20 protein-coding genes are annotated in these 21,815 nt (G+C 36.2%); 7 read left to right on the top strand and 13 right to left on the bottom strand.

All coding sequences use genetic code 11. The annotated features are described in order from the left end of the window. Positions 1 to 5 precede the first annotated feature (5 nt). The 6 genes from FVB9532_RS04640 to FVB9532_RS04615 form a co-directional block, all read right to left on the bottom strand. Complete coding sequence (locus FVB9532_RS04640; RefSeq protein WP_150544040.1) at positions 6 to 359, bottom strand: response regulator transcription factor; 354 nt, start codon at positions 357 to 359, stop codon at positions 6 to 8. A 3-nt stretch (positions 360 to 362) separates the two neighbouring features. Continuing rightward, positions 363 to 1,112 carry an Hpt domain-containing protein gene (locus FVB9532_RS04635; RefSeq protein WP_150544039.1) on the bottom strand — a complete coding sequence of 250 codons (750 nt, stop codon included), beginning with the start codon at positions 1,110 to 1,112 and terminating at the stop codon, positions 363 to 365. 13 nt (positions 1,113 to 1,125) lie between these two features. Then, positions 1,126 to 4,233, bottom strand: a complete 3,108-nt coding sequence (locus FVB9532_RS04630; RefSeq protein WP_150544038.1) for a PAS domain-containing hybrid sensor histidine kinase/response regulator — start codon at positions 4,231 to 4,233, stop codon at positions 1,126 to 1,128. Between the two features lie 44 nt (positions 4,234 to 4,277). Next, the gene (locus FVB9532_RS04625; RefSeq protein ID WP_150544037.1) at positions 4,278 to 5,525 is read right to left on the bottom strand and encodes a YaiO family outer membrane beta-barrel protein; all 1,248 of its coding nucleotides are present in this window, start codon (positions 5,523 to 5,525) and stop codon (positions 4,278 to 4,280) included. Between the two features lie 133 nt (positions 5,526 to 5,658). Next, positions 5,659 to 10,047, bottom strand: coding sequence for a DNA polymerase III subunit alpha (dnaE, locus tag FVB9532_RS04620; protein WP_150544036.1), 4,389 nt, complete (start codon positions 10,045 to 10,047; stop codon positions 5,659 to 5,661). A 242-nt stretch (positions 10,048 to 10,289) separates the two neighbouring features. Further along, on the bottom strand, positions 10,290 to 10,946 hold the full coding sequence (locus FVB9532_RS04615) for a DUF6252 domain-containing protein (RefSeq protein ID WP_150544035.1): 657 nt from the start codon (positions 10,944 to 10,946) through the stop codon (positions 10,290 to 10,292). A gap of 143 nt (positions 10,947 to 11,089) precedes the next feature. Between FVB9532_RS04615 and FVB9532_RS04610 the strand changes: the two genes are divergently transcribed. The 7 genes from FVB9532_RS04610 to FVB9532_RS04580 all read left to right on the top strand — a co-directional run bounded on the left by FVB9532_RS04610 (position 11,090) and on the right by FVB9532_RS04580 (position 16,906). Next, entirely contained in the window at positions 11,090 to 11,653 is a 564-nt protein-coding gene (locus tag FVB9532_RS04610) for a 30S ribosomal protein S16 (RefSeq protein ID WP_150544034.1), read from the top strand. A 12-nt stretch (positions 11,654 to 11,665) separates the two neighbouring features. After that, positions 11,666 to 12,193 carry a ribosome maturation factor RimM gene (gene rimM, locus FVB9532_RS04605; RefSeq protein ID WP_150544033.1) on the top strand — a complete coding sequence of 176 codons (528 nt, stop codon included), beginning with the start codon at positions 11,666 to 11,668 and terminating at the stop codon, positions 12,191 to 12,193. Between the two features lie 50 nt (positions 12,194 to 12,243). Further along, positions 12,244 to 12,960, top strand: a complete 717-nt coding sequence (locus FVB9532_RS04600; protein WP_150544032.1) for a tRNA1(Val) (adenine(37)-N6)-methyltransferase — start codon at positions 12,244 to 12,246, stop codon at positions 12,958 to 12,960. 73 nt (positions 12,961 to 13,033) lie between these two features. Beyond that, complete coding sequence (locus FVB9532_RS04595) at positions 13,034 to 14,209, top strand: acyl-CoA dehydrogenase family protein (RefSeq protein WP_150544031.1); 1,176 nt, start codon at positions 13,034 to 13,036, stop codon at positions 14,207 to 14,209. Positions 14,210 to 14,588: 379 nt separating this feature from the next. Further along, positions 14,589 to 15,371: a DUF3050 domain-containing protein gene (locus tag FVB9532_RS04590; RefSeq protein ID WP_150544030.1), complete on the top strand. Its 783-nt coding sequence runs from the start codon at positions 14,589 to 14,591 to the stop codon at positions 15,369 to 15,371. Then, on the top strand, positions 15,364 to 15,735 hold the full coding sequence (locus FVB9532_RS19415; RefSeq protein ID WP_194716483.1) for a hypothetical protein: 372 nt from the start codon (positions 15,364 to 15,366) through the stop codon (positions 15,733 to 15,735). Before FVB9532_RS04590 ends, FVB9532_RS19415 begins: the two co-directional genes overlap by 8 nt. 127 nt (positions 15,736 to 15,862) lie before the next feature. Beyond that, positions 15,863 to 16,906 (top strand): transporter, encoded by a 1,044-nt coding sequence (locus FVB9532_RS04580; protein ID WP_150544028.1) that lies wholly within the window; start codon positions 15,863 to 15,865, stop codon positions 16,904 to 16,906. Positions 16,907 to 17,124: 218 nt separating this feature from the next. Here the strand turns inward: FVB9532_RS04580 and FVB9532_RS04575 are convergent, their stop codons facing one another. From FVB9532_RS04575 to trmB, 7 genes are all read right to left on the bottom strand, one after another. Beyond that, on the bottom strand, positions 17,125 to 17,457 hold the full coding sequence (locus tag FVB9532_RS04575) for a 2Fe-2S iron-sulfur cluster-binding protein (protein ID WP_150544027.1): 333 nt from the start codon (positions 17,455 to 17,457) through the stop codon (positions 17,125 to 17,127). Then, on the bottom strand, positions 17,457 to 18,524 hold the full coding sequence (locus FVB9532_RS04570) for an NAD(P)/FAD-dependent oxidoreductase (protein WP_150544026.1): 1,068 nt from the start codon (positions 18,522 to 18,524) through the stop codon (positions 17,457 to 17,459). Before FVB9532_RS04570 ends, FVB9532_RS04575 begins: the two co-directional genes overlap by 1 nt. 85 nt (positions 18,525 to 18,609) lie before the next feature. Beyond that, positions 18,610 to 18,861 carry a NifU family protein gene (locus tag FVB9532_RS04565; RefSeq protein WP_150544025.1) on the bottom strand — a complete coding sequence of 84 codons (252 nt, stop codon included), beginning with the start codon at positions 18,859 to 18,861 and terminating at the stop codon, positions 18,610 to 18,612. Positions 18,862 to 18,865: 4 nt separating this feature from the next. Next, positions 18,866 to 19,999, bottom strand: a complete 1,134-nt coding sequence (locus tag FVB9532_RS04560) for an Mrp/NBP35 family ATP-binding protein (RefSeq protein WP_150544024.1) — start codon at positions 19,997 to 19,999, stop codon at positions 18,866 to 18,868. A gap of 120 nt (positions 20,000 to 20,119) precedes the next feature. Continuing rightward, positions 20,120 to 20,452 carry an MGMT family protein gene (locus tag FVB9532_RS04555; protein ID WP_150544023.1) on the bottom strand — a complete coding sequence of 111 codons (333 nt, stop codon included), beginning with the start codon at positions 20,450 to 20,452 and terminating at the stop codon, positions 20,120 to 20,122. After that, positions 20,449 to 21,075 (bottom strand): LysE family translocator, encoded by a 627-nt coding sequence (locus tag FVB9532_RS04550; protein WP_150544022.1) that lies wholly within the window; start codon positions 21,073 to 21,075, stop codon positions 20,449 to 20,451. The genes FVB9532_RS04555 and FVB9532_RS04550 overlap by 4 nt, the downstream gene beginning before the upstream one ends. A 7-nt stretch (positions 21,076 to 21,082) precedes the next feature. Continuing rightward, positions 21,083 to 21,757 (bottom strand): tRNA (guanosine(46)-N7)-methyltransferase TrmB, encoded by a 675-nt coding sequence (trmB, locus tag FVB9532_RS04545; protein ID WP_150544021.1) that lies wholly within the window; start codon positions 21,755 to 21,757, stop codon positions 21,083 to 21,085. Positions 21,758 to 21,815 lie beyond the last annotated feature (58 nt).

Below are 21,815 nucleotides of genomic sequence, written 5' to 3'. Positions count from 1 at the left end.
TTAATCTACAATACTCGTTTTACTCTTAAGATAAGCTCGTTAGGGTTAAATGGCTTAGAAATAAAATCTTCTACGCCAAGTTGAAAAGCATTCATCACCATTTTTTCTTGGTTAGCCACCGATAGTACAATAATGGGAATGCTGGGATAATTAGTTTTCGCATATTCAATAAGTTCAATCCCATTCATATAAGGCAACATGATATCTGTAATAATAAGTTCAAACTTTTTCTGTCCGAGTTCTTTTTTTGCTTCTCTGCCATCTAAAGCAAGGACCACCTCATACCCTTCCCTTTTTAACTTAAAAGCTACGGCATTAGCTACCATTTCATTATCTTCTACTACTAATATTGTACTCATTGCTTATAATTTTGGATGGTTTTTTTTGATTTGCTCCATAATTAAATCGTATTGAACCTTAAGCTTCATCACATAAGCTGAAATTTCTTCTTTATTTTCTGCGGAAACTTCATAACATAATTCGTTAGCCAAGGTGGATCCTGTTTCATTATTCAACATTTGAAAGGAAGGCTTTAATTGATGAGCGGTTTCTTTAATCTTATTGATATGTTCCTCATTTAGATTTTCCCTCCACGTTAAAAGATCTTGTATTCTTTTTCCTACAAAATCCCTAAAAGAGATTAAGGATTGCTCTACAAACACTTGATCACCATCAGAAATATCGTTTAAATAATCTAGGTCATAAACTGGATTTACAGTTGGAGCTGCCGTACTTTCATTATTTTTTAGTTGCTCTATTTCTTGCACCAATTGTTTGATATCATCTTTAGCTTGCAAAAAAGGCTTTTTAATAAACTTAGTGGAAGCTAAATATTCTTCTTTATGAATAGTTTCTGAATAATTGACTACATAGGTAAACCGAAGACCTCCTAGCTGGTGTAGATAATCTTGGATTTTCACGGTATCTAAAGGAAATGTTGGTACTGATACAAAAATTAAGCAATAGGACTCCGCATTATCTTTTAAAAACTGAAAAGCTTCAAAACAATTAGAAAAAACTTCGCATTCCCAGTTATTCTTTTTTGCTAAAGCGCTAAATTCAGCTTTATCCTCCTCAACACTTTCAATAAGTATAATTTTAAAATCTTGCATCTATGAAATAAAATTATTCGTAATTAAACTCTCCTATAACTTTTTTAATCGCTTGGTACTTCAAAGGTTTTATAAGAACACTATTCATACCGCTCTCTAAGCATTCATCACGCTCTTTTTGTAATATTCTTGCCGTTAACGCAATAATGGGAGTATCTTGATAAGCTTCTAGTTGACGTATTTTCTCGGTAGCTTCTAAACCACTCATCACCGGCATTTGTACATCCATAAACAGGAGGTCAAACGAAGAATTTTCACATAGGGCTACGGCTTCTTTCCCGTTAACAGCACAAGTTAAATGAGCGGTAGGCAATAGCTTGGTTAAAATCTCTTTAATCAATAAGGTATTTACGGGGTTATCTTCTACAACAAGTACGTTTAGACCTGTAGGGGGTGAGCTAGACATTACTATATCGTCTAATATTTCTTCTTCACCGGGTTCCATTTCCGGCTTGATTACCTTCCCTAAATCTTTAAAGCTCAAAGGTTTTTCAAAAACATACTCAAGGTTTAATTCTTTAGCTGCTTGCCCAACAATTTGATCGTCGGCTATACTGTGCAAAAGCATTATATCTATATCTTTTAGCTTGTCTTCAAAATTATTTCTTAGGTAAGTTATAAAGTCTACCCCATTCATAAAAGGCATATCATAATCTGAGATAATCAAATCAAAATCCTTTTCATTCATTAAGGTTTGGATAGCTTCGACCCCATTAGCTTCTTCCCGACAGTTTACTTTTAGTTGTTGAAGCATTTCGCGTAATATTTCACGGTTTTGCTCATTATCATCTACAACTAAGACATTTGTATACTTTTTTGTACGCAATAAATCTATCGCTTCTTCTGTAGCGATTGGAAAACTTACTTCAAAATAAAAAACACTTCCTTTTCCTAATTCACTGGTTACCTTTAATTCGCTTTCCATCAATTTTAGTAACTGGTTGCTTATGGTTAAGCCCAAGCCGGTACCTCCGTACTTTCTGGTAATGGAAGCATCTTCCTGATCAAAAGCATTGAAAATTTTTGAAAGTTGTTCTTTCGCGATGCCTTTTCCGGTATCTCTTACAGAAAACCTTAACTTCGCATTTCCATCGTTTTCCTGCTCTTTAGCAATACTTACTTTTAATTCTATTTCTCCCTCTTCTGTAAACTTAATGGCATTATTTAAAAGATTGGTCACAATTTGTTTTAACCTTATTTCATCGGCGTATACATTCTTCTCCAAATTAGGCGAAATGTTTAATAAAATTTCTACTTTTCTTTTATTCACCTGATGTTTAAGAATGTCTATCGTTTCTTTGCAGAGTTCATGAATATCTACGGGACTTGTGTTTAACTCTAATTTTCCTGCTTCAATTTTTGAGAAATCCAAGATATCATTAATCACATCTAACAATAGATTAGCCGAATTATTCACCGTCTTTAAATATCCCATCTGATTTTTAGTCAAGGAGGTTTTCATCAGTAAATCTGTAAAACCAATTACCCCGTTAAGTGGGGTTCTAATCTCATGGCTCATATTGGCAAGAAACTCTGATTTTGATTTGCTGGCGGCTTCAGCTTTTTGCCGGGCTTTCACTAAAGTTTTTTCATAATTTTTGGAGTTGGTGATGTCTTGAAAAATACCATATAAACGTTTATTTTTTCCTTCCACCTGTTCCAGCAGCCCAATACTTTTTACCCATCGCTTATTCCCTTTTGCTGTAATAATTTGAAATTCACCTTCAAAAGTCTTTCCTGTGTGTAGGGTTTGCTCAATAGAGGAGCTAATTCGCTCTCGATCTTCCTCCACATAGAAGTTGATGCCTTCTTCCAGCAAAGGCATATAGTCTTCTTCCACTTCGTGGATTTCTTTGGTAGTAGAGCTCCAATAAACCTCATTGCTTTCCAAGTTGATCTCCCAAAATCCTATACCGGCCACCTCATTAACCTCATTAAGCATATTTTGGAGCCGTAACTTCTCATGGTAATTTTCTTTAAGTGAAGTTAAATTAGCGGTATACATTAAAATACCTCCTATTTCGTTCTTATTTATATACCATGGTTTTATCTCCCAAGAAATCCATTGTACACTACCATCTTCACGTTCAAACATAGATTCATCACTAATATCTAAACCCCCTTTTAGACATTTTTGATGTATTTCTTTCCATTCTTCAGGAATTTCAGGGAACACTTTATAATGAGATTTCCCTATAATATTTCTGGTGAGTTTGTAATCGGTCATCCATTTTTTGGAGGCTGCCAAATAACACATATTTTTATCTAGCATAGCAATGGCTGTAGGAGCTTGCTCTATAAAGAGTTTATTTCTTTCGTAATTTTCTTTTTGAATAACCTGGTACTCACGTTCTGAAGTAATATCTATATTAGTACCCAAGATACGGATGGGCTTGCCTGACTTATAAAAAATAACCTTCCCCCTAGATTTTATATAGCGCACATAACCACCAGGCACGATAATGCGAAAGGAATCTTGATAATTACGTTGGTTGATTATTGCTTTTCTAAAATTGTCTTTAACTCTAGTTGCATCCTCAGGATGTATTCTTTTTTTCCAATTTTCTTCAAAAGAGTCTACTTCTTCTTCCGGGGCTAATTCGTAAAGCGCTCTCATGTTATCATCATATTTCATCTCATTGGTAGCAAAGTCATATTCCCAGATGCCAATCATGGAAGAGGACAATGCTATTTGTAATTTCTGAAAAACTTGCTTATAATTTTTTTCCGCTTGGGCTCTTTTAGAGATATTGGTGAATGAAATTAGTACAAACAACCCGGCTTTTGAAGGTAAAGCGTTAAAAACAATTTCTACCGGAAATAGTTCTCCAGATTTACTGACAACTCTGTTTTTATCTTTTAAACCATCTAGAAGTATTTCTTGATTTTTATTTAATTCATATTCGTTAAGAAAAGTTTCTAATTGTAATGTAAATCTATTTTGTTGCTTAACCGGGAAGAGTTCAAGGACATGCTTACCCAATAACTCTTCTTCTTCGTAACCAAATAATTTCAATAATAGATTATTTGGCATTTCAATGTTTCGCTGTTCATTGATAACCAATATAGGATGCGGAACAGCTTTAAAGAAATTATAAAATGACAATGAAGTACTTTGCATAAAAACAATATTAATTATCCAACCGGAGTAAGCAATTTAAAATCTTACAACAGATAAGACATTTGAATAAAAAAGCTATATTCTTGCTGCTTTTTATTTTTTCTGTATTCTAAATTATTGTAATAAACCTTAGCCCCTAGTAGAAGCTTTTTTAAGAATAAATGTTGGTAGGCTACTCCAAAATTATAACTTTCTAAACTTAGCCTTTCCCCTATCTGGTTTTGCACAAAAGTATTATCTGGGGAGGTTCCATAGCCCAAGGAAGCTTCCCAATAATCAAAACGTGTATTTCTATAATAACGAGTTCGAAAAGCTAACACCGGATAAAGAGAAGCATCTTGATAAGTTGAAAAACTTCTTAAGTTGATCCAAAAAGAACCTAAGTATTTGCTACCTCCCATTACTAAAGCATATAAATCTTCGGTTCTTGTTTGTGTATATCTTGCGCCCAACTCTGCTTCCCAACCCTTATTGAAATTATGATAAAAAGAATACCTAGCTTGAAGTTTAGGAAAAATTTCGTCTTTGCTGTAGGCTAAGGCTAAAAAAGAATAGTCTGATTGACTAGTAAAAAAATACGATTGAAGGTCTAATTGCGCCCCCTCTATCTGTAGATTTCCATTAGACCTCCGTTGGTTATAATTTATATTGGCTATGAGTGATCCCCAAGTTCTTTCTCTCACATATTGAAAAGTTCCTAAATGCCAAGGCCCTATCGCTTCTCTATCTATAGCAGTGTAGGTGTAAAGCACTCCTAAACGATCTGTCTTTATTTGGGAGGCCAACAAATAATATTGCTGGGCAATTTGTGAATTATCAGGAAAAGTTTTTCGAGTGTTCTTCAAAAACTCAAGTTGCTCTTGAGTACTTAATAAATGATGGTTCACCTCATTTTTCTGTACATAGAAAGAAACGTCTTCTGGAAACTCCTGTATAGCTAAATTTAAAACACTATCCGATTTTTGGTACCTTTTCTCGTCAATTTCCAGCGAACTCCAAAACTTATAAGCATCTTTATAGTTAGGAGTTTGCTCGATGACCTGCTTATAATAATACCTTGCGCTATCCGGCTGTTTGGTCATTTGGTGAGACCTCCCCAGAAAAAGCTTAAAATCTACATAATCCGGTGTTTCGCGGAGTGCCTGATAAGCTTGTTGTTTTGCTTGGCTATATCTTCCTTTTTTGACATTATTAATAGTTTCAACCAGTAAACTATCCACATTGAGTTGCTGGGCGTTTATTACACCACAACTTATCAAAATTAAAAAATAAAGGAGCTGTATCTTTTTCATATTAGTTACCCTATGCTCCGCTATTCATTCATTTTATTTCACCAAAATGAACAACCTAGTTTTAAATGGAGACTTTCAGGAACCTAATATATAAAATATCAGACTAAGATTAAATTTCTTCGACCAAAAACAACTAATTGACTTTATATGCCAGTTTTTCTTCTTTCAACTGTTCCAACAATTCATTACAGATTTTCACCTTTTGCTTTCTACTGGGCATATGTAGTTTTACCCGTTCTTTCATCTCATAAACCACAAAATTAAGGGTATGGTCGCCTTTAAAAGTTACAAACAAATCTTTTAAAAACTCGATCCGCTCTTCTTTTAATTCATGAACATCCAACTGAATAGTGAGTTTTTTTGCAGACTCTTCCATTACATCCTGTAATTGCTTAAATGAATTAAACTGAATACGGGGATCGCCAGCCTTTCCGGTATCTTTATTTACCCAACCTTGCTTGATAAATGCTTTGATATACACAAAACTATTCATCATTAAAAAGTGGCGGTGTTTTAAGTATTCTTCTCCAAAAATCCTGAACTCATAAGATTCTAAATAATCTTCTACCGTAAATGCAGCCCAGCCTTTACCTGTCTTACTCACACGGTGTTGCACATCAGTAATAATTCCCGCAAAGGAAAGTTCCCGATTGGTCTGACTATGTAAATCACCGAAGTTTTCCAGAGTACTGTTACAAAAATGTTTGATCTCGTGGGTGAAGTCATCCAACGGATGTCCTGAGATATAAATTCCCACCACATCACGTTCTTTTTTAAGTTTTTCCATGGTCGTCCACTCTTCGCAAGGGGGCACTTGAGGCTCGGGGATTTGTACTTCACTAGCTTCGCCAAACAAACTCACCTGAGAGGAATTTTGACTTTCTTGAAATTTCGAAGCAAACTTCATTACTTTCTCTAAAAAAGTAATTCCATCACCATCATCATGGAAGTATTGTGCCCGATGTGTAGGTGTAAAGCAATCAAACCCGCCAGCTAAAGCAAGGTTTTCAAAAGCTTTTTTATTGGCAGCACGTAAATCGATACGTTTGGCCATATCAAAAATAGAACGATAAGCTCCATCTTCTTTTCGGTTTTCCACGATGGTAGCTACAGCTCCACTACCAACTCCTTTTATCGCTCCCATCCCAAAACGCACCGCATTATCTTTATTTACCGAAAACTTGTAATAAGATTCATTTACATCAGGACCTAATACCGGCAACTTCATACGTTTACATTCTTCCATAAAGAAAGTAACGTTTTTAATATTGTTCATGTTATTAGAAAGTACCGCTGCCATATATTCTGCAGGATAATGCGCTTTTAAATAAGCAGTTTGGTAGGCAATCCAAGCGTAACATGTGGAGTGAGACTTATTAAAGGCGTAACTAGCAAAAGCTTCCCAGTCTTTCCAGATTTTTTCTAATTTCTCGGGATCATGACCTTTAGCGGCAGCTTGAGAAATAAACTGCGGTTTCATTTTATCAAGTACCGCTCGCTGTTTTTTCCCCATCGCTTTACGCAATACATCGGCTTCACCTTTGGTAAAGTCTGCCAACTTTTGCGATAGTAACATCACCTGCTCTTGATAAACGGTAATCCCATAGGTTTCTTTTAGGTATTCTTCCATATCATCGAGATCGTAGGTAATCTCTTCATCGCCATGTTTACGTGCAATAAAACTCGGAATATATTCCATAGGTCCCGGGCGGTACAAGGCATTCATCGCAATTAAATCTTCAAACACTGTTGGTTTTAAGGCTTGCATATGTTTTTGCATTCCGGGAGATTCGTATTGAAATATACCTACCGTTTCTCCACGTTGGAAGAGTTTATAGGTTTCTTCATCATCTAACGGAAATGTTTCCGGGTCTAATTCAATTCCGTGACGGCCTTTTACAATTTTGATGGTATCTTTAATAAGCGTTAGTGTTTTTAACCCCAAGAAATCCATCTTCAGCAATCCAGCACTTTCTACCACCGAGTTATCAAACTGGGTGACATACAAATCGGAATCTTTAGCTACAGAAACCGGAACATAATTGGTAATATCACTTGGTGTGATAATCACCCCACAAGCGTGAATCCCTGTATTTCTCACCGAACCTTCTAAAATTCTGGCTTGATTTACAGTTTGCGCTTCTAAATCTTCCCCTTCGGAAATATTAAAAAGCTCATTTATTTTTTCTACTTCTTCACTACGGAATTTTGCTTTCACTCCCTTTTCATCCAAAGCAAAAATCTTATGTAACTTCGACATATCGGGAATTAGCTTCGCAATACGATCGGCATCACTAAGCGGTAAATCCAATACTCTCGCCGTGTCACGAATAGAAGACTTCGCTGCCATCGTTCCGTAGGTAATAATTTGCGCTACCTGATTGGCTCCGTATTTCCCAATCACATAATCCATTACCCGACTTCTTCCTTCATCATCAAAATCAATATCGATATCGGGCATACTTACACGATCCGGATTTAAGAAACGCTCAAAAAGCAAATCATACTTAATCGGATCGATATTGGTAATCTTTAAGCAATATGCTACAGCACTTCCTGCCGCAGACCCACGACCCGGGCCCACCGAAACGTCCATGTTTCTAGCTTCACGAATAAAATCTTCTACAATCAAAAAATAGCCGGGATAACCGGTTTTTTCAATCACTGAAAGTTCAAAGTCTAACCTTTCTCGAATGGCATCTGTAATTTCTTCGTAGCGCTCTTCGGCCCCTTTATAGGTTAAATGTCGTAAATAGGCATTCTCCCCGCGCTTACCACCATCTTCCTTATCTTTTTCATCTAAAAACTGTTCAGGAATTGTAAAGGCAGGTAACAACACATCTCTTGCTAAGACAAATGGCTCTACCTTATCTACCACCTCTTGAATATTGGTAATCGCTTCCGGCAAGTCTTTAAAGAGCTCTTTCATCTCTGCCGCCGACTTGAAGTAGTATTCTTGATTGGGTAACCCGTAACGATAACCTCGACCTCTTCCTATAGGCGTAGATTGTTTTTCTCCATCCTTAACACAAAGTAAAATATCGTGTGCATTGGCATTCTCTTTATCACAATAATAGGTGTTATTAGAAGCTACTAATTTCACTTGATGCTCTTTAGCTAACCGAATCAACACCTCGTTTACACGATCTTCATCTTCTTGCCCATGGCGCATAATCTCCATGTATAAATCATCACCAAATTCTTCTTTCCACCACAGTAGAGCTTCTTCTGCTTGCTTTTCTCCAACATTTAAGACTTTACTTGGCACTTCACCGTATAAATTTCCGGTGAGGACCATCACATCTTCTTTGTACTGTTTGATGACCTCCTTATCAATACGCGGCACATAATAAAACCCGTCTGTATAAGCTTTAGATGACATTTTTGCCAAGTTATGATAGCCTTTCTTATTCTTTGCTAAAAGTACTATTTGATAACCATTATCTTTTCTGGATTTATCGGTATGATTTTCACAAACAAAAAATTCACAACCCACAATTCCGGTCATTTCCCTACCACTGAATGTTTCGCCATTTTCTTCTGCTTCTGCCCGCATCTTTTTGACCTCATCATTATGCCTGGCTACTGCAGAAACAAAATGAAAAGCTCCCATCATATTGGCGTGGTCGGTAAGCGCTACGGCCGGCATATTTTTATCTGCAGCCGCTTTTACCAAATCTTGAACGCTGATGGTAGACTGTAAAATAGAATATTGACTGTGGTTATGCAGATGAACAAAGTCTTCATCTTGCAAGACTTCAATATTCTCTTTTATTTCTTCTTCTGAAAGTTTTGATTGCGGCTCCTGCTTGGCCATTTTCCTCCGAATTACTTCGGAAGCTTTTTTCAGGTTAATGTGCTTTAACCCGATAAGTTGAATGGGCTGCGGATTGGTTTCTGAATAATTTTCAAAATAGTCCGGCGTAACATCTAATTCTTCTGCCGTATAAATTCGCTGTCTTATCAATTCTAAAAAGCAACGAGTTGTAGCTTCTACATCGGCAGTTGCATTATGGGCTTCAGAAAAAGGTTCTCCAAATAAATGCTCATGAAGTTCGGTGAGTGTTGGTAACTTAAATTTACCGCCACGCCCTCCGGGAATCTGACAAAGCTGCGCGGTAGTTTCGGTACAAGTATCTAATACCGGAAGTTCGGTGAGATTTGTTTCAATCCCTTCCCGGTAAAATTCAGCCCCCATAATATTTACATCGAAGCCTACATTTTGACCAACAATAAATTTGGTTTTCCCTAAAGCTTTTTGAAAACGAGCTAAACCTTCTTGCAAAGCAATTCCGTCTTCAGCAGCTAATTCGGTAGAAATTCCGTGTATTTTTTCAGCATCATAAGGAATGTTGAAACCATCGGGTTGAATAAGAAAATCATCGTGTTCAATCAACTTTCCCATTTCATCGTGTAACTGCCAAGCAATCTGAATGGCTCTTGGCCAGTTCTCTGAATCGCTTATAGGAGCATCCCAACGCTTTGGTAATCCGGTAGTTTCGGTATCAAAAATTAAATACATGAGCGGTGACTATTTTTGAAGAATTGAACGTATAAAATTAGAAAAAGATAAGCTTAAAAGAAAGGGAAGTTATCAACAAAAAAAGCCACCTACTTATCAAGCGGCGGCCTTTTAAAACTTGGGGCAAAGTGAATTTAATCAACTTTGTTTTTAAAACGTAATAGTTATCTAAATATTGTATAAAAACAAAAAAACTTCAGAAAATTCCTGAAGTTTTTAAAATAAATAATAGATATATTTTCTTACTGATTACATTCTAAACCATCAATAGTATTCTGCAAAATATTATCTTGATCCCCACAAGCTACTATTTGAGCGTTTAAAGCATTCTTGTAGTTGTTACAAATAGTTTCAAATTCTTCAGAACCTGAATCTTCGCCTTCATAAGCTGTTTGAGCAGCTGTAGTTAATTGTTGTGCTTGGTCACAAGTTAAAACACCTTCATTCCCGCCACCACTTACATTAGTAACAGGTATATCAAAAAAAGAACCTTTATTTACATTAAGCGTATCCTGATTTCCGTTGAGGTATGCATTAAAATAAAACTCTCCAGAAAGTGTAGTTGTAGTAACTCTTGTGATCTCAATAGCTCCGTCCCCTGTATTACCAGTTGAAAAAACCCCTACCCCATTAATTTCATAAGCCGCCTCACTCTGAGAACTAACCCCTAATTGATACGTTCCAACCGCAAACTCAGCTGCCTTTAATGTAATTTTATCTAGCCCTGTCTCTCCAGTTAAAGTTATAGAACTATCTTGATTTTTATAAGCAGATGAAATACTAGTCCTAAAAAACTCACCGTTTACTTCACCTTGAATGGAAGGGTCATTACCTGTAATATCATCACTACAAGCAATAGTAATGGTTACTAAAAGTAAAAGTAGGCTTAATTTTTTCATAAATTTGAGGTTTCTTTAACTATTTGAGTGTTACAAATGTAAAATAAAAATTAATAATATTTTCACTTGATTTAAAAAATAATACAGTACATTTGCAGACTTATTAATAATCGGGGTCGAGAACCCCAAAATTTAATTTAAATATGCCTGTAAAGATTAGATTACAAAGACACGGGAGAAAAGGTAGAGCTTTTTTCTGGATCGTAGCCGCAGATGTTCGCTCAAAAAGAGACGGTAAATTTTTAGACAAATTAGGAATTTACAATCCAAACACCAACCCAGCAACTATTGATTTAGATGTTGACGGTGCTGTGAAATGGTTACAGAATGGTGCTCAACCAACTGATACCGCTCGTGCTATCCTTTCTTACAAAGGTGCTTTATTAAAACATCACTTAGCTGGAGGTGTTCGTAAAGGTGCTTTAACAGAAGAGCAAGCTGAAGAAAAATTCAAAGCTTGGTTAGAAGAAAAAGAAGGAAAAATTAACGCTAAGAAAGAAAACCTTTCTAAAGAAGAGCAAGAAGCTAGAGAAAAAGCCCTTGCTGCTGAAAAAGAGGTGAACGAAAAGCGTGAAGCAGAATACAAAGCTGCTCAAGCAGAGGCAGATGCTGCTGCGGTAACTGAAGAAGGTGAACCGGAAGCAGAAGCTACTCCAGAAGCAGAAACTGCAGAAGAAGCGAAAGCTGAAGAGAAAAAATCTGAATAAATTAGTCTAACGATGCGCAAGGAAGATTGTTTCTATCTTGGAAAAATCGTTAGTAAATTCAGTTTTAAAGGAGAAGTCTTAGTCAAACTTGACACCGATGATCCTGAAAGTTTTTTAGAAATGGAATCAGTTTTTATTGATATGAATAAAAACTTGATTCCATTTTTTATTGAGAAAAGTTCACTTCAGAAATCAAATTTACTTCGAATCAAATTTGAAGAAATCACTGCTGAAGAAGATGCTGACCGTATCCTTAAAAAAGAACTTTATCTTCCTCTTTCCTTTTTACCTGAATTAGAAAACGATCAGTTTTATTTTCACGAGGTTATAGGCTTTAAAGTAACCGACAAAAATTTTGGAGAAGTTGGTATTTTAAAAAGTATCAATGACTCTACACCGCAGGCCTTATTCGAAATTGAACATGAAGGTAACGAAATTCTAGTTCCCGTAAATGACGATTTTATCGATAAGCTTGACAGACCCAATAAAACTCTACACCTCAACGTTCCCGAAGGCCTTATTGAAATGTACTTAGATTAGTCTTTGAGTATTTAGGTAATAGGTTTTAGGAATTAAAAACTCAAAACTTTATGTCAAAGGTATTCCAGTTTAAGCAATTTAACGTTGAGCAAGATCGATGTGCTATGAAAATTGGTACTGATGGCGTTTTATTAGGAGCCTGGGCGAGTTTAGATCAACATCCCGAGTCTATTCTGGATATTGGCGCGGGCACCGGTGTAATTGCCTTAATGCTCGCTCAACGCAGCACTGCTGAATTAATTGATGCCTTAGAAATTGAAGAAAACGCCTACGAACAATGCGTGGACAATTTTGAAAATAGCGATTGGGGCGACCGACTATTTTGCTATCATGCAGCTTTAGATGAATTTGCGGAAGAAATGGAAGGTGAAACTTATGATCTCATTATTAGCAATCCACCTTTTTATGATGAAAATTTCACTTCAACAGAAGAAAATCGAAATTTAGCTCGGTTTACCGAAGCACTTCCATTTGAAGATCTCGTAAAATATTCAGCGCAATTGCTTGCTGAAAAAGGTAGATTTTGCACGATTATTCCGTATAAAAATGAAGAAGAATTTATTCAACTAGCTTCAGAAGTAAACTTATATCCGCAGAAAATCACACGAGTTCGCGGCAATGAAAACTCACCACTAAAGAGAAGTTTACTTCAATTTGGATTTGAAAAAACACTTATCAAAACTTCAGAATTAATTATAGAAATTGATCGCCACGTTTACACCGAAGATTATAAAAACTTAGTAAAAGATTTTTATTTAAAAATGTAGCCGATAATATTGCTCTCTTTTTAAGCTTTCCTTAAATTTACCCATAAATTTTTAAGAATTTCAAAAATAGTTTATGGCAGATTTATTTCAAGCTCCAGATTATTACCATATAGACGACTTACTTACCGATGAACATAAAATGGTTCGTGATGCAGCTCGCGACTGGGTAAAAAGAGAAGTATCACCTATTATCGAAGAGGCAGCACAAAAAGCAGAATTCCCTAAATCAATCGTAAAAGGTTTAGCAGAAATTGGTGCTTTTGGTCCTTATATTCCAGAAGAATACGGAGGTGCCGGGTTAGATCAAATTTCTTATGGTTTAATCATGCAAGAAATTGAACGTGGGGATAGTGGTGTTCGTTCAACCGCTTCAGTTCAATCCTCGTTGGTGATGTACCCTATTTGGAAATACGGTAACGAAGAACAACGTAAAAAATACCTTCCTAAATTAGCTACGGGAGAATTTATGGGAAGTTTCGGATTAACCGAACCCGATCACGGATCGAATCCCGGTGGAATGATCACTAACTTCAAAGATAAAGGCGATCATTATTTATTAAATGGCGCTAAAATGTGGATTTCCAATGCTCCATTTTGTGATATCGCCGTGGTTTGGGCTAAAAATGAAGAAGGCAGAATCCACGGTTTAATCGTAGAACGCGGGATGGAAGGGTTCACCACTCCAGAAACGCACAATAAATGGTCACTTCGTGCATCTGCTACTGGAGAGTTAATCTTCAATGACGTAAAAGTGCCGAAAGAAAATTTACTACCTAACAAAACCGGATTAGGCGCTCCACTTGGTTGTTTAGATTCTGCCCGCTATGGAATTGCTTGGGGAGCGATTGGCGCAGCTATGGATTGTTATGATACCGCTTTGCGTTATGCTAAAGAGCGTATTCAGTTTGACAAGCCAATTGCTAGCTATCAGCTTCAGCAGAAAAAATTAGCAGAGATGATTACTGAAATCACCAAAGCACAATTAATGGCTTTACGCTTAGGCCAATTAAAAAATGAAGGGAAAGCTACTTCTGCTCAGATTTCGATGGCAAAACGTAACAATGTAGATATGGCGATTAAAATTGCCCGTGAAGCCCGACAAATTTTAGGAGGAATGGGAATCACCGGTGAATACAGTATTATGCGACATATGATGAATTTAGAAAGCGTAATCACCTATGAAGGAACTCACGATATCCATTTATTAATTACAGGATTGGACATTACAGGAATTTCAGCTTTTAAATAATTTACAATAATGATGTGATGCTGAAACAAGCCTGCCTGACGGACGGGAAGGTCCAGCATGACAAAAAAACCATAAGCTTCGACAGATTTAGTAGATCTAAATCAAGAAAGCAAATCGAAACAAGGGCAGCGTTTACAGCGTTTGCCCTTTTTTAAATATTTCTCACAGCATTTCTTTTTTAGCTTCACATCTTTTTTGGGCAAAACGTCTTCTGCACGCAAAATACCTTTTGATTGATCGGAATAAAAAATAAGAATATTCAATAGCATAAATCAAAGACCCTTAAAAATCCATTATTTATAGATGAAACTATCGTTAAACTTTCATTTGCATTTTAATAAACAAGAATCGCGCCTTATTTTTGCATAAAATTTAGAGTATGAGCATTATCCGCATTGAGCAAGCTACTAAAGAACTACGTGAAAAGTTACTGAATCATTCTTTATACGAAAAAATTCAGACGCCTAAAGATCTTCAGGTTTTTATGGAACACCATGTTTTTGCCGTGTGGGATTTTATGTCGCTACTCAAAGCACTTCAGTCTAAATTAACCAATACTAATTTCCCATGGTATCCTGTTGGCAATCCTGAAGTTCGCTATTTAATAAATGAAATTGTTTTAGCAGAAGAAACCGACATCAACCTCTACGGAAATCGCCAAAGTCATTACGAAATGTATTTGGATGCGATGAAAAAAGGTGGTGCCAGTACCAAAGCTATTTCAAAATTTATGGAGCAGATTCAGCATGGTACCGATATTTATTTAATTATTGCCGCTTCAGATTTGCCCATTAGTGTAAAAAAATTCATCAAGTTTACTTTTGAAACTATTTATACCAATCGCCCTCATGTAATTGCTGCAGCTTTCACCTTTGGGCGGGAAAATTTGATTCCTGCCATGTTTAATTCAATTATCACCAAAATTCAAGAGCAATTTCCAGAAGAAGATTTAAGGTTATTCAAGTATTATTTTGATCGCCATATTGAATTAGATGAAGATGAGCACGGTCCGATGGCCCTAAAAATGATTGAAGAGCTTTGTGAAAATGACGAACAAAAATGGCAAGAAGTAGAAGAAGCCTCCCTAAAAGCATTGGAAAACCGAATTGTATTGTGGGACGGGATCGAAGAAGAAATCATTCAACAAAAAGTCATTGTCTAAAATTCTTTCCATAATATTTACTGCTCTTTATTTGGTGGCGATGCTTCAACCCGTCGAACCCATCTTACAGTATTGCTTTAACTACAATTACATCGTAGAGGTACTTTGCGTAAACAAAGACAAACCACGTTTAAATTGTAACGGAAAATGTTATTTAATGAAGCAACTTCAAAAACAGAATGATGATAATTCCCCTACAAAAACACAAAACATTCAACTAAAGAATTATCCAATTGGTTTTATAGAAATTGCTGAAATCAGCCAACCTCAACACTTCAACTTTAATAGTAAATCGGATTACTTTTACCTTAATTATTATTCTTTTTTAAGCGAAAATATTCCTTTTCAACCGCCACAAGCTTAATTGTTCTTTCAATTTTAAATGCTGAAAACATTTCGGCATCCAAATTACATTTACGCAATGGTAAACTTCTGTTTCAAATTCAATAAAAAGCAGAAAATAAATTATATAACTTTTAAAAATTCAATTCATGAAAAATATTTTATGGTTAGGTATGGCATTATTTTGTCTTCACCTTAACGCACAAGAAAACAAAAAAGAAGAAAATTTATGGAGTGCTCATCGAGCTAGTAGTCACGCACCTATTGGAGTGATGGGCGACCACACCCATCACAAAGGAGAATTTATGGTTTCGTATCGCTATATGACTATGCAAATGCAAGACCTTCGCTACGAAAGTGATGATGTAAATGAAGAGTTCGTGTATCAAAATTACATGACCGCACCACAAGAAATGATGATGGGCATGCATATGTTGGGAGCAATGTACGCACCTTCTGATGGATTAACTTTTATGGTGATGGCCAATTATATTACTAACGATATGGATTTAACCATGCGAATGTCCAACGATATGGGAATGGCAATGGATACAGATTTTTCTACAAGCTCTTCCGGTTTTGGTGACGTGAGCGTGAGTGCATTAGTAAATTTAATGAACAAAAACCAACAAGCCCTACACGCAGAATTTGGCATTGGCATCCCAACTGGTTCTATCGATGAAAAAGATGAAACCGCCATGTCCAACGGTGAAGAAGTAATTTTACCTTACCCAATGCAAATTGGTTCTGGTTCTTTTTCAACTAAATTGGGAATGACCTATTTGTGGCAAACTGAAAAACTAAGTGGTGGAGCGCAAGCCAATGCTAAGTTTTTCTTGAATGAAAACGATAATGACTACCGCTTAGGGAATCAATACCTAGCAACTTCTTGGTTAGCTTTAGATGCTACTGAAAACTTCAGCTTTTCAGTAAGAGCCGAAGCTAATTACACAGAACAAATTGAAGGAAACAATCCGGTATTAAACCCGATGATGGTAACGACTGCCAACACCAGCAATAGTGGAGGCATGCAATTGAATTATGCTATTGGCGGAAATTACTATTTCACAAAAAATACTTTAAAAGGATTACGCTTTGCTGCGGAAGTAAAATTACCGGCTTATCAAGAACCTAACGGAGTTCAGCTAAAACAAAAATATTCGGTTACATTAGGGACTCAATATTCGTTTTAGTTTTTAAAAGGATAAAATTAAATCTGCGAGACAGTATATATCTTGCAGATTTTTCTTTTACGTCCTAAAATTTCCGAACTATTAAAATCAAGAAAATAGTTGAGCGCATTATAAAATTATAATTCAGACCTACAAGGTTTCCAAAACCTTGCAAGAAAAAAAGGAAAGCCTTATCAAAATTTGATAAGGCTTTTTCCATTATATATTTATCAGAAAGTTTATTCTTCAGGAGCTAATTGCACTTTAAGCCCTGCTAATTCTTCGGTAATAGGAATTTGGCATCCTAAACGACTATTGTCTTCTACGTGAAAAGCTTCTGCAAGCATGGCTTCCTCATCGTCTTGCATTTCGGGCAATTCTGTATCGCTTAGTACGTAACATTGGCAAGAAGCGCACATAGCCATTCCACCACAAATCCCGATGGTTCCTTCCGGAGCTAGTTCGTAAGAACGAACTACTTCCATTAGATTCATATTCATATCGGTAGGTGCATCAATTTCGTGCGTTACCCCTTCACGATCGATGATGGTAATTTTTACGTCTTGTTCCATTAATCGATTGCTTTTACGACCGCTTTGGGAGCTTCTTTTTTGGTTCCATCGAAACCGGTTACTCCGCCAACCGTAGTATATTTCATCACGTATTTTTTATCGGGATAAATTTTCTTGTAAGCGCTTTGACACATCAAGGTCGCTTCATGAAAACCACAAAGAATCAATTTTAATTTTCCGGGATAGGTATTCACATCTCCAATGGCATAAACCCCGGGAATATTGGTTTGGTAATCTAGCGCATTATCTACTTTGATAGCGTTCTTTTCTATTTCTAGCCCCCAATCAGCAATTGGCCCGAGCTTTGGAGAAAGTCCGAATAATGGAATAAAATGATCTACCTCAAGCTGAATTTCTTCGGTAGCTTCACTTTTCTTTTTGATGATTACAGAAGCAAGGTGACCGTTTTCGTCGGCTTGTAAACCATCTACTTCTCCAGGGGTAATTAAATTAATCTTTCCAAGATCTTTTAATTCTTTTACTTTCTCTACAGAATCTAATGCACCACGAAATTCGTTTCTACGGTGAACTAAAGTTACTTCTTCAGCCACATCGGCTAAAAATATACTCCAATCTAAAGCCGAATCACCTCCACCGGCAATGATCACTTTTTTGTTTCGGTACACTTCCGGGTCTTTCACCATATAAGCCACTCCTTTATCTTCAAAATTTGCGATGTTTGGAATCGGTGGTTTTCTTGGCTCAAAACTTCCTAATCCTCCTGCAATAGCTACGATAGGCGCATTATGCTGAGTTCCTTTATTAGTGGTTACCAAAAAAGTATCGTCTTCTAATTTTTCAATAGTTTCTGCTCTTTCAGCTAAGGTAAAACCAGGCTCGAAAGATTTGATTTGTTCCATTAAATTATCGACTAAATCTCCGGCCAACACTTCCGGAAAACCGGGAATATCATAGATAGGTTTTTTAGGGTATAATTCTGCACATTGTCCGCCGGGTTGCGGTAATGCATCTATTAAGTGACATTTTAGTTGAAGTAATCCTGCTTCAAAAACAGTAAAGAGGCCGGTAGGTCCGGCTCCTATAATTAATATATCTGTCTTAATCATAAATTTTATTTCTTAAGATACGAGATGCGATATTAACTTTTAAGACTCAGTTAAAAAATGACAATCATCAGCTTTCAGAAAAATCTTAAGCTTCAATATTGATTACTTTTTCTATTTGCGGAGCGTATTTTTTGATAGTCATTTCTACTCCAGATTTCAGTGTCATTTGGTTCACACTGCAACCTACACAAGCACCTTCTAAACGTACACGAACAACATTGGTTTGTTCATCTATTTCAATTAAAGAAATATCGCCTCCATCATTTTTTAAAAACGGACGGATTTCATCTAATGCTTTCTCTACGTTTTGCTTTAAGTCTTTGCTAATCGTCGTCATATCTCTATTTTTTTACGGCACTGCAACCTGCCATTGTTGTAATTTTAATAGCTTCTGTAGGCGGTATATTTTCGTTTCTCTTTACCGTCTCTTCTACTACATTTCTGGTGATATCTTTTAAAGCATCAGCAATTGGCGTATCTTCCTGCAAGGCTGCAGGACGACCAATATCTCCGGCTTCACGTACACTTTGAACTAATGGAATTTCACCTAAAAATGGAACTTCTAAATCGTCTGCTAAATTTTTAGCGCCTTTTTCGCCAAAAATATAATACTTATTTTCAGGCAATTCAGCTGGAGTAAAATACGCCATATTTTCAATAATACCTAATACCGGCACATTAATACTTTCTTGCTGAAACATCGCTACTCCTTTTTTTGCATCGGCTAAAGCTACATTTTGCGGTGTACTTACAATCACCGCTCCTGTAATGGGCATAGATTGCATAATAGAAAGATGAATATCTCCTGTTCCCGGAGGAAGATCTACTAAAAGAAAATCTAACTCTCCCCAATCGGCATCAAAAATCATTTGGTTTAAAGCTTTTGCTGCCATTGGCCCACGCCAAATTACCGCTTGATTAGGCTTGGTAAAAAAGCCTATAGAAAGTATTTTCACTCCGTAATTTTCTACGGGTTTCATTTTAGATTTTCCATCTACATTTACCGATAGGGGTCTTTCTCTTTCTACATCAAACATAATGGTTGCAGAAGGCCCGTAAATGTCGGCATCCAGTAAGCCTACTTTAAAGCCCATTTTAGAAAGACTCACGGCTAAATTTGCCGTAACAGTAGATTTACCAACACCTCCTTTACCCGAAGCGACCGCCACAATATTTTTAATTCCCGGAATTGGTTTTCCTTTAATTTCTGGAGCTTTATTTTTAGGAGCATCTACCCTAATGTTTACTTTCACTTTTGCTTTTTCGTAAACATGCTTGTGAATAGCTTTCATCACATCTACTTCTGCACGTTTTTTAATGTGCATAGCAGGAGTTTTCAGTACTAAATCCACTTCAACCTCATCTCCAAAAATATTGACGTTTGTTACAACGTCTGCTTCTATCATATTTTGCCCTTCACCGGAAACACTAATGGTTTCCAAGGCTTTTAAAATATCTTTCTTATCTAATTTCATATAGAAATTTTCTTTTCTTCTTACTTAGAATTATTCTAAAGTGCAAATATACGGGATAGCAATGTAATTTTGAAGTTCATCTATTGAATTTATCGATGCTATGTATAAGGCTTATCAATTTTATTCTGAAAGTATTTCCGGTTCCCACAAAACCTCTTGGAAATTTTGAATTTGGTTGTCTTTTACTTGAACACCTTCACTTTCTAAAAGTTGTTGCATTAAATTGGTTCCTGAAAAATGATGCTTGCCGGTAAGCACTCCTTTTCTATTGACCACCCGATGCGCAGGAACATCTTCCCGCTCCCCTGCACCATTCATCGCATAACCTACCATTCTAGCACTTTTTGCAGCACCTATAGCCTTGGCAATGGCTCCGTAAGTAGTTACTTTTCCGTAAGGAATTTGTCGGGCAACTTGGTAAACCTTTTCAAAAAAGTTAGCAGAAGTACTCATGAAAAAGGCTTAAAAATTCTAATTAAGGTGATAATCACCAAGACAAGCATCAAACCAGCCATAAAATAATTAGAATATTTACTGAAAGATTGGGTATGTTTTTCAATTTTAGCAAAACCTATTACGTAACCATAAAGAGTGGCAAAACTCCCCATAGCAGCAGCAAAAGCAAAAATCACCATATCTACCATATCGTAACCTCCTTTTTCAGGAGAAAGGGCAGTACTCAAAGCGACAAAATAAGGAATAGGAAATACGTTAAACAATGCAATCGTCAATCCTTTTAAATAACTTTTACCGGAATCTCCCTTTTTACTGGTTTTTACTTTTTTGTTCTTTTTTGCTTGAATAAAGAAATAAATCATCAATAAAAGAAAAATAACTAATCCTGCCCGAAGCAACATTTTATTGACATAAGGATGCCCTAGAATATACTTGGAAAGCATAATTGCCAAAAAAGATTGAATAAGCACAATGGTACACGAGCCTAAAGCAACAAAAATCCCGCTACGTTTACCTCTTTCTAGACACGATTTGGCGACCGTCATATTTACTAATCCCGGAGGAATCACCCCACCAAGTGCTGCTAAAAAAGTAAATAAAAAGAGCTTCGATTCTTCCAAGGTTGAATTATTTTATGCGAAATTGAATATACGTAATTCTTTTATTTTCTTCAAGGTACTGTTTTTCGTAAAAAGTTTGAATACCAATCACTTCTTCGGGTGAATATTCATTTTTGTAAACGTCGTGATTCGCATGTAAAATTTCGTGTCCTTCCCCGTGTAGCAACCCCAAGGTATAACCGTGCATAAATTCGCTATCAGTTTTTAAATTGACTACCCCGTCTGGTTTTAAAATCTTTTTATACTTCTGAAGAAATTCAGAATTGGTCAATCTATGTTTAGTTCGCTTGTATTTTATTTGTGGATCTGGGAAAGTAATCCAAATTTCATCTACTTCACCTTCAGCAAAAATCTGATCTACCAATTCTATTTGGGTTCTTAGAAAACCTACATTCGGCATTTCTTCTTCCAATGCTGTTTTTGCACCTCTCCAGAAACGGGCACCTTTAATATCGATTCCCAGAAAATTCTTTTCAGGATATTTTTCAGCCAAACCTACGCTATATTCACCTTTTCCGCAGCCAAGTTCTAAAACGATGGGTAAATCATTCTTAAAAAAATCTTGAGCCCATTTTCCTTTCAACTTAAAATTACCATCAACAATTTCATTCCTAGTTGGTTGTACAACATTGTTAAAAGTTTCGTTTTCTTTAAACCTTTTTAATTTATTTTTACTTCCCACGGATATTATTTAATATTTTGGTAAAATTAAATAAAATAAAGCAGAGGTAAATACGCTA

This window comes from Mesonia oceanica, assembly GCF_902499555.1.
Lineage (GTDB): Bacteria > Bacteroidota > Bacteroidia > Flavobacteriales > Flavobacteriaceae > Mesonia > Mesonia oceanica.
This window is presented reverse-complemented; position numbering and strand designations above follow the sequence as displayed.

Bases quoted from the DNA above. Each gene is read 5' to 3' on its own strand.
- FVB9532_RS04640 (WP_150544040.1), bottom strand. From the start codon at position 359: ATGAGTACAATATTAGTAGTAGAAGATAATGAAATGGTAGCTAATGCC.
- FVB9532_RS04635 (WP_150544039.1), bottom strand. From the start codon at position 1,112: ATGCAAGATTTTAAAATTATACTTATTGAAAGTGTTGAGGAGGATAAA.
- FVB9532_RS04630 (WP_150544038.1), bottom strand. From the start codon at position 4,233: ATGCAAAGTACTTCATTGTCATTTTATAATTTCTTTAAAGCTGTTCCG.
- FVB9532_RS04625 (WP_150544037.1), bottom strand. From the start codon at position 5,525: ATGAAAAAGATACAGCTCCTTTATTTTTTAATTTTGATAAGTTGTGGT.
- dnaE (WP_150544036.1), bottom strand. From the start codon at position 10,047: ATGTATTTAATTTTTGATACCGAAACTACCGGATTACCAAAGCGTTGG.
- FVB9532_RS04615 (WP_150544035.1), bottom strand. From the start codon at position 10,946: ATGAAAAAATTAAGCCTACTTTTACTTTTAGTAACCATTACTATTGCT.
- FVB9532_RS04610 (WP_150544034.1), top strand. From the start codon at position 11,090: ATGCCTGTAAAGATTAGATTACAAAGACACGGGAGAAAAGGTAGAGCT.
- rimM (WP_150544033.1), top strand. From the start codon at position 11,666: ATGCGCAAGGAAGATTGTTTCTATCTTGGAAAAATCGTTAGTAAATTC.
- FVB9532_RS04600 (WP_150544032.1), top strand. From the start codon at position 12,244: ATGTCAAAGGTATTCCAGTTTAAGCAATTTAACGTTGAGCAAGATCGA.
- FVB9532_RS04595 (WP_150544031.1), top strand. From the start codon at position 13,034: ATGGCAGATTTATTTCAAGCTCCAGATTATTACCATATAGACGACTTA.
- FVB9532_RS04590 (WP_150544030.1), top strand. From the start codon at position 14,589: ATGAGCATTATCCGCATTGAGCAAGCTACTAAAGAACTACGTGAAAAG.
- FVB9532_RS04580 (WP_150544028.1), top strand. From the start codon at position 15,863: ATGAAAAATATTTTATGGTTAGGTATGGCATTATTTTGTCTTCACCTT.
- FVB9532_RS04575 (WP_150544027.1), bottom strand. From the start codon at position 17,457: ATGGAACAAGACGTAAAAATTACCATCATCGATCGTGAAGGGGTAACG.
- FVB9532_RS04570 (WP_150544026.1), bottom strand. From the start codon at position 18,524: ATGATTAAGACAGATATATTAATTATAGGAGCCGGACCTACCGGCCTC.
- FVB9532_RS04565 (WP_150544025.1), bottom strand. From the start codon at position 18,861: ATGACGACGATTAGCAAAGACTTAAAGCAAAACGTAGAGAAAGCATTA.
- FVB9532_RS04560 (WP_150544024.1), bottom strand. From the start codon at position 19,999: ATGAAATTAGATAAGAAAGATATTTTAAAAGCCTTGGAAACCATTAGT.
- FVB9532_RS04555 (WP_150544023.1), bottom strand. From the start codon at position 20,452: ATGAGTACTTCTGCTAACTTTTTTGAAAAGGTTTACCAAGTTGCCCGA.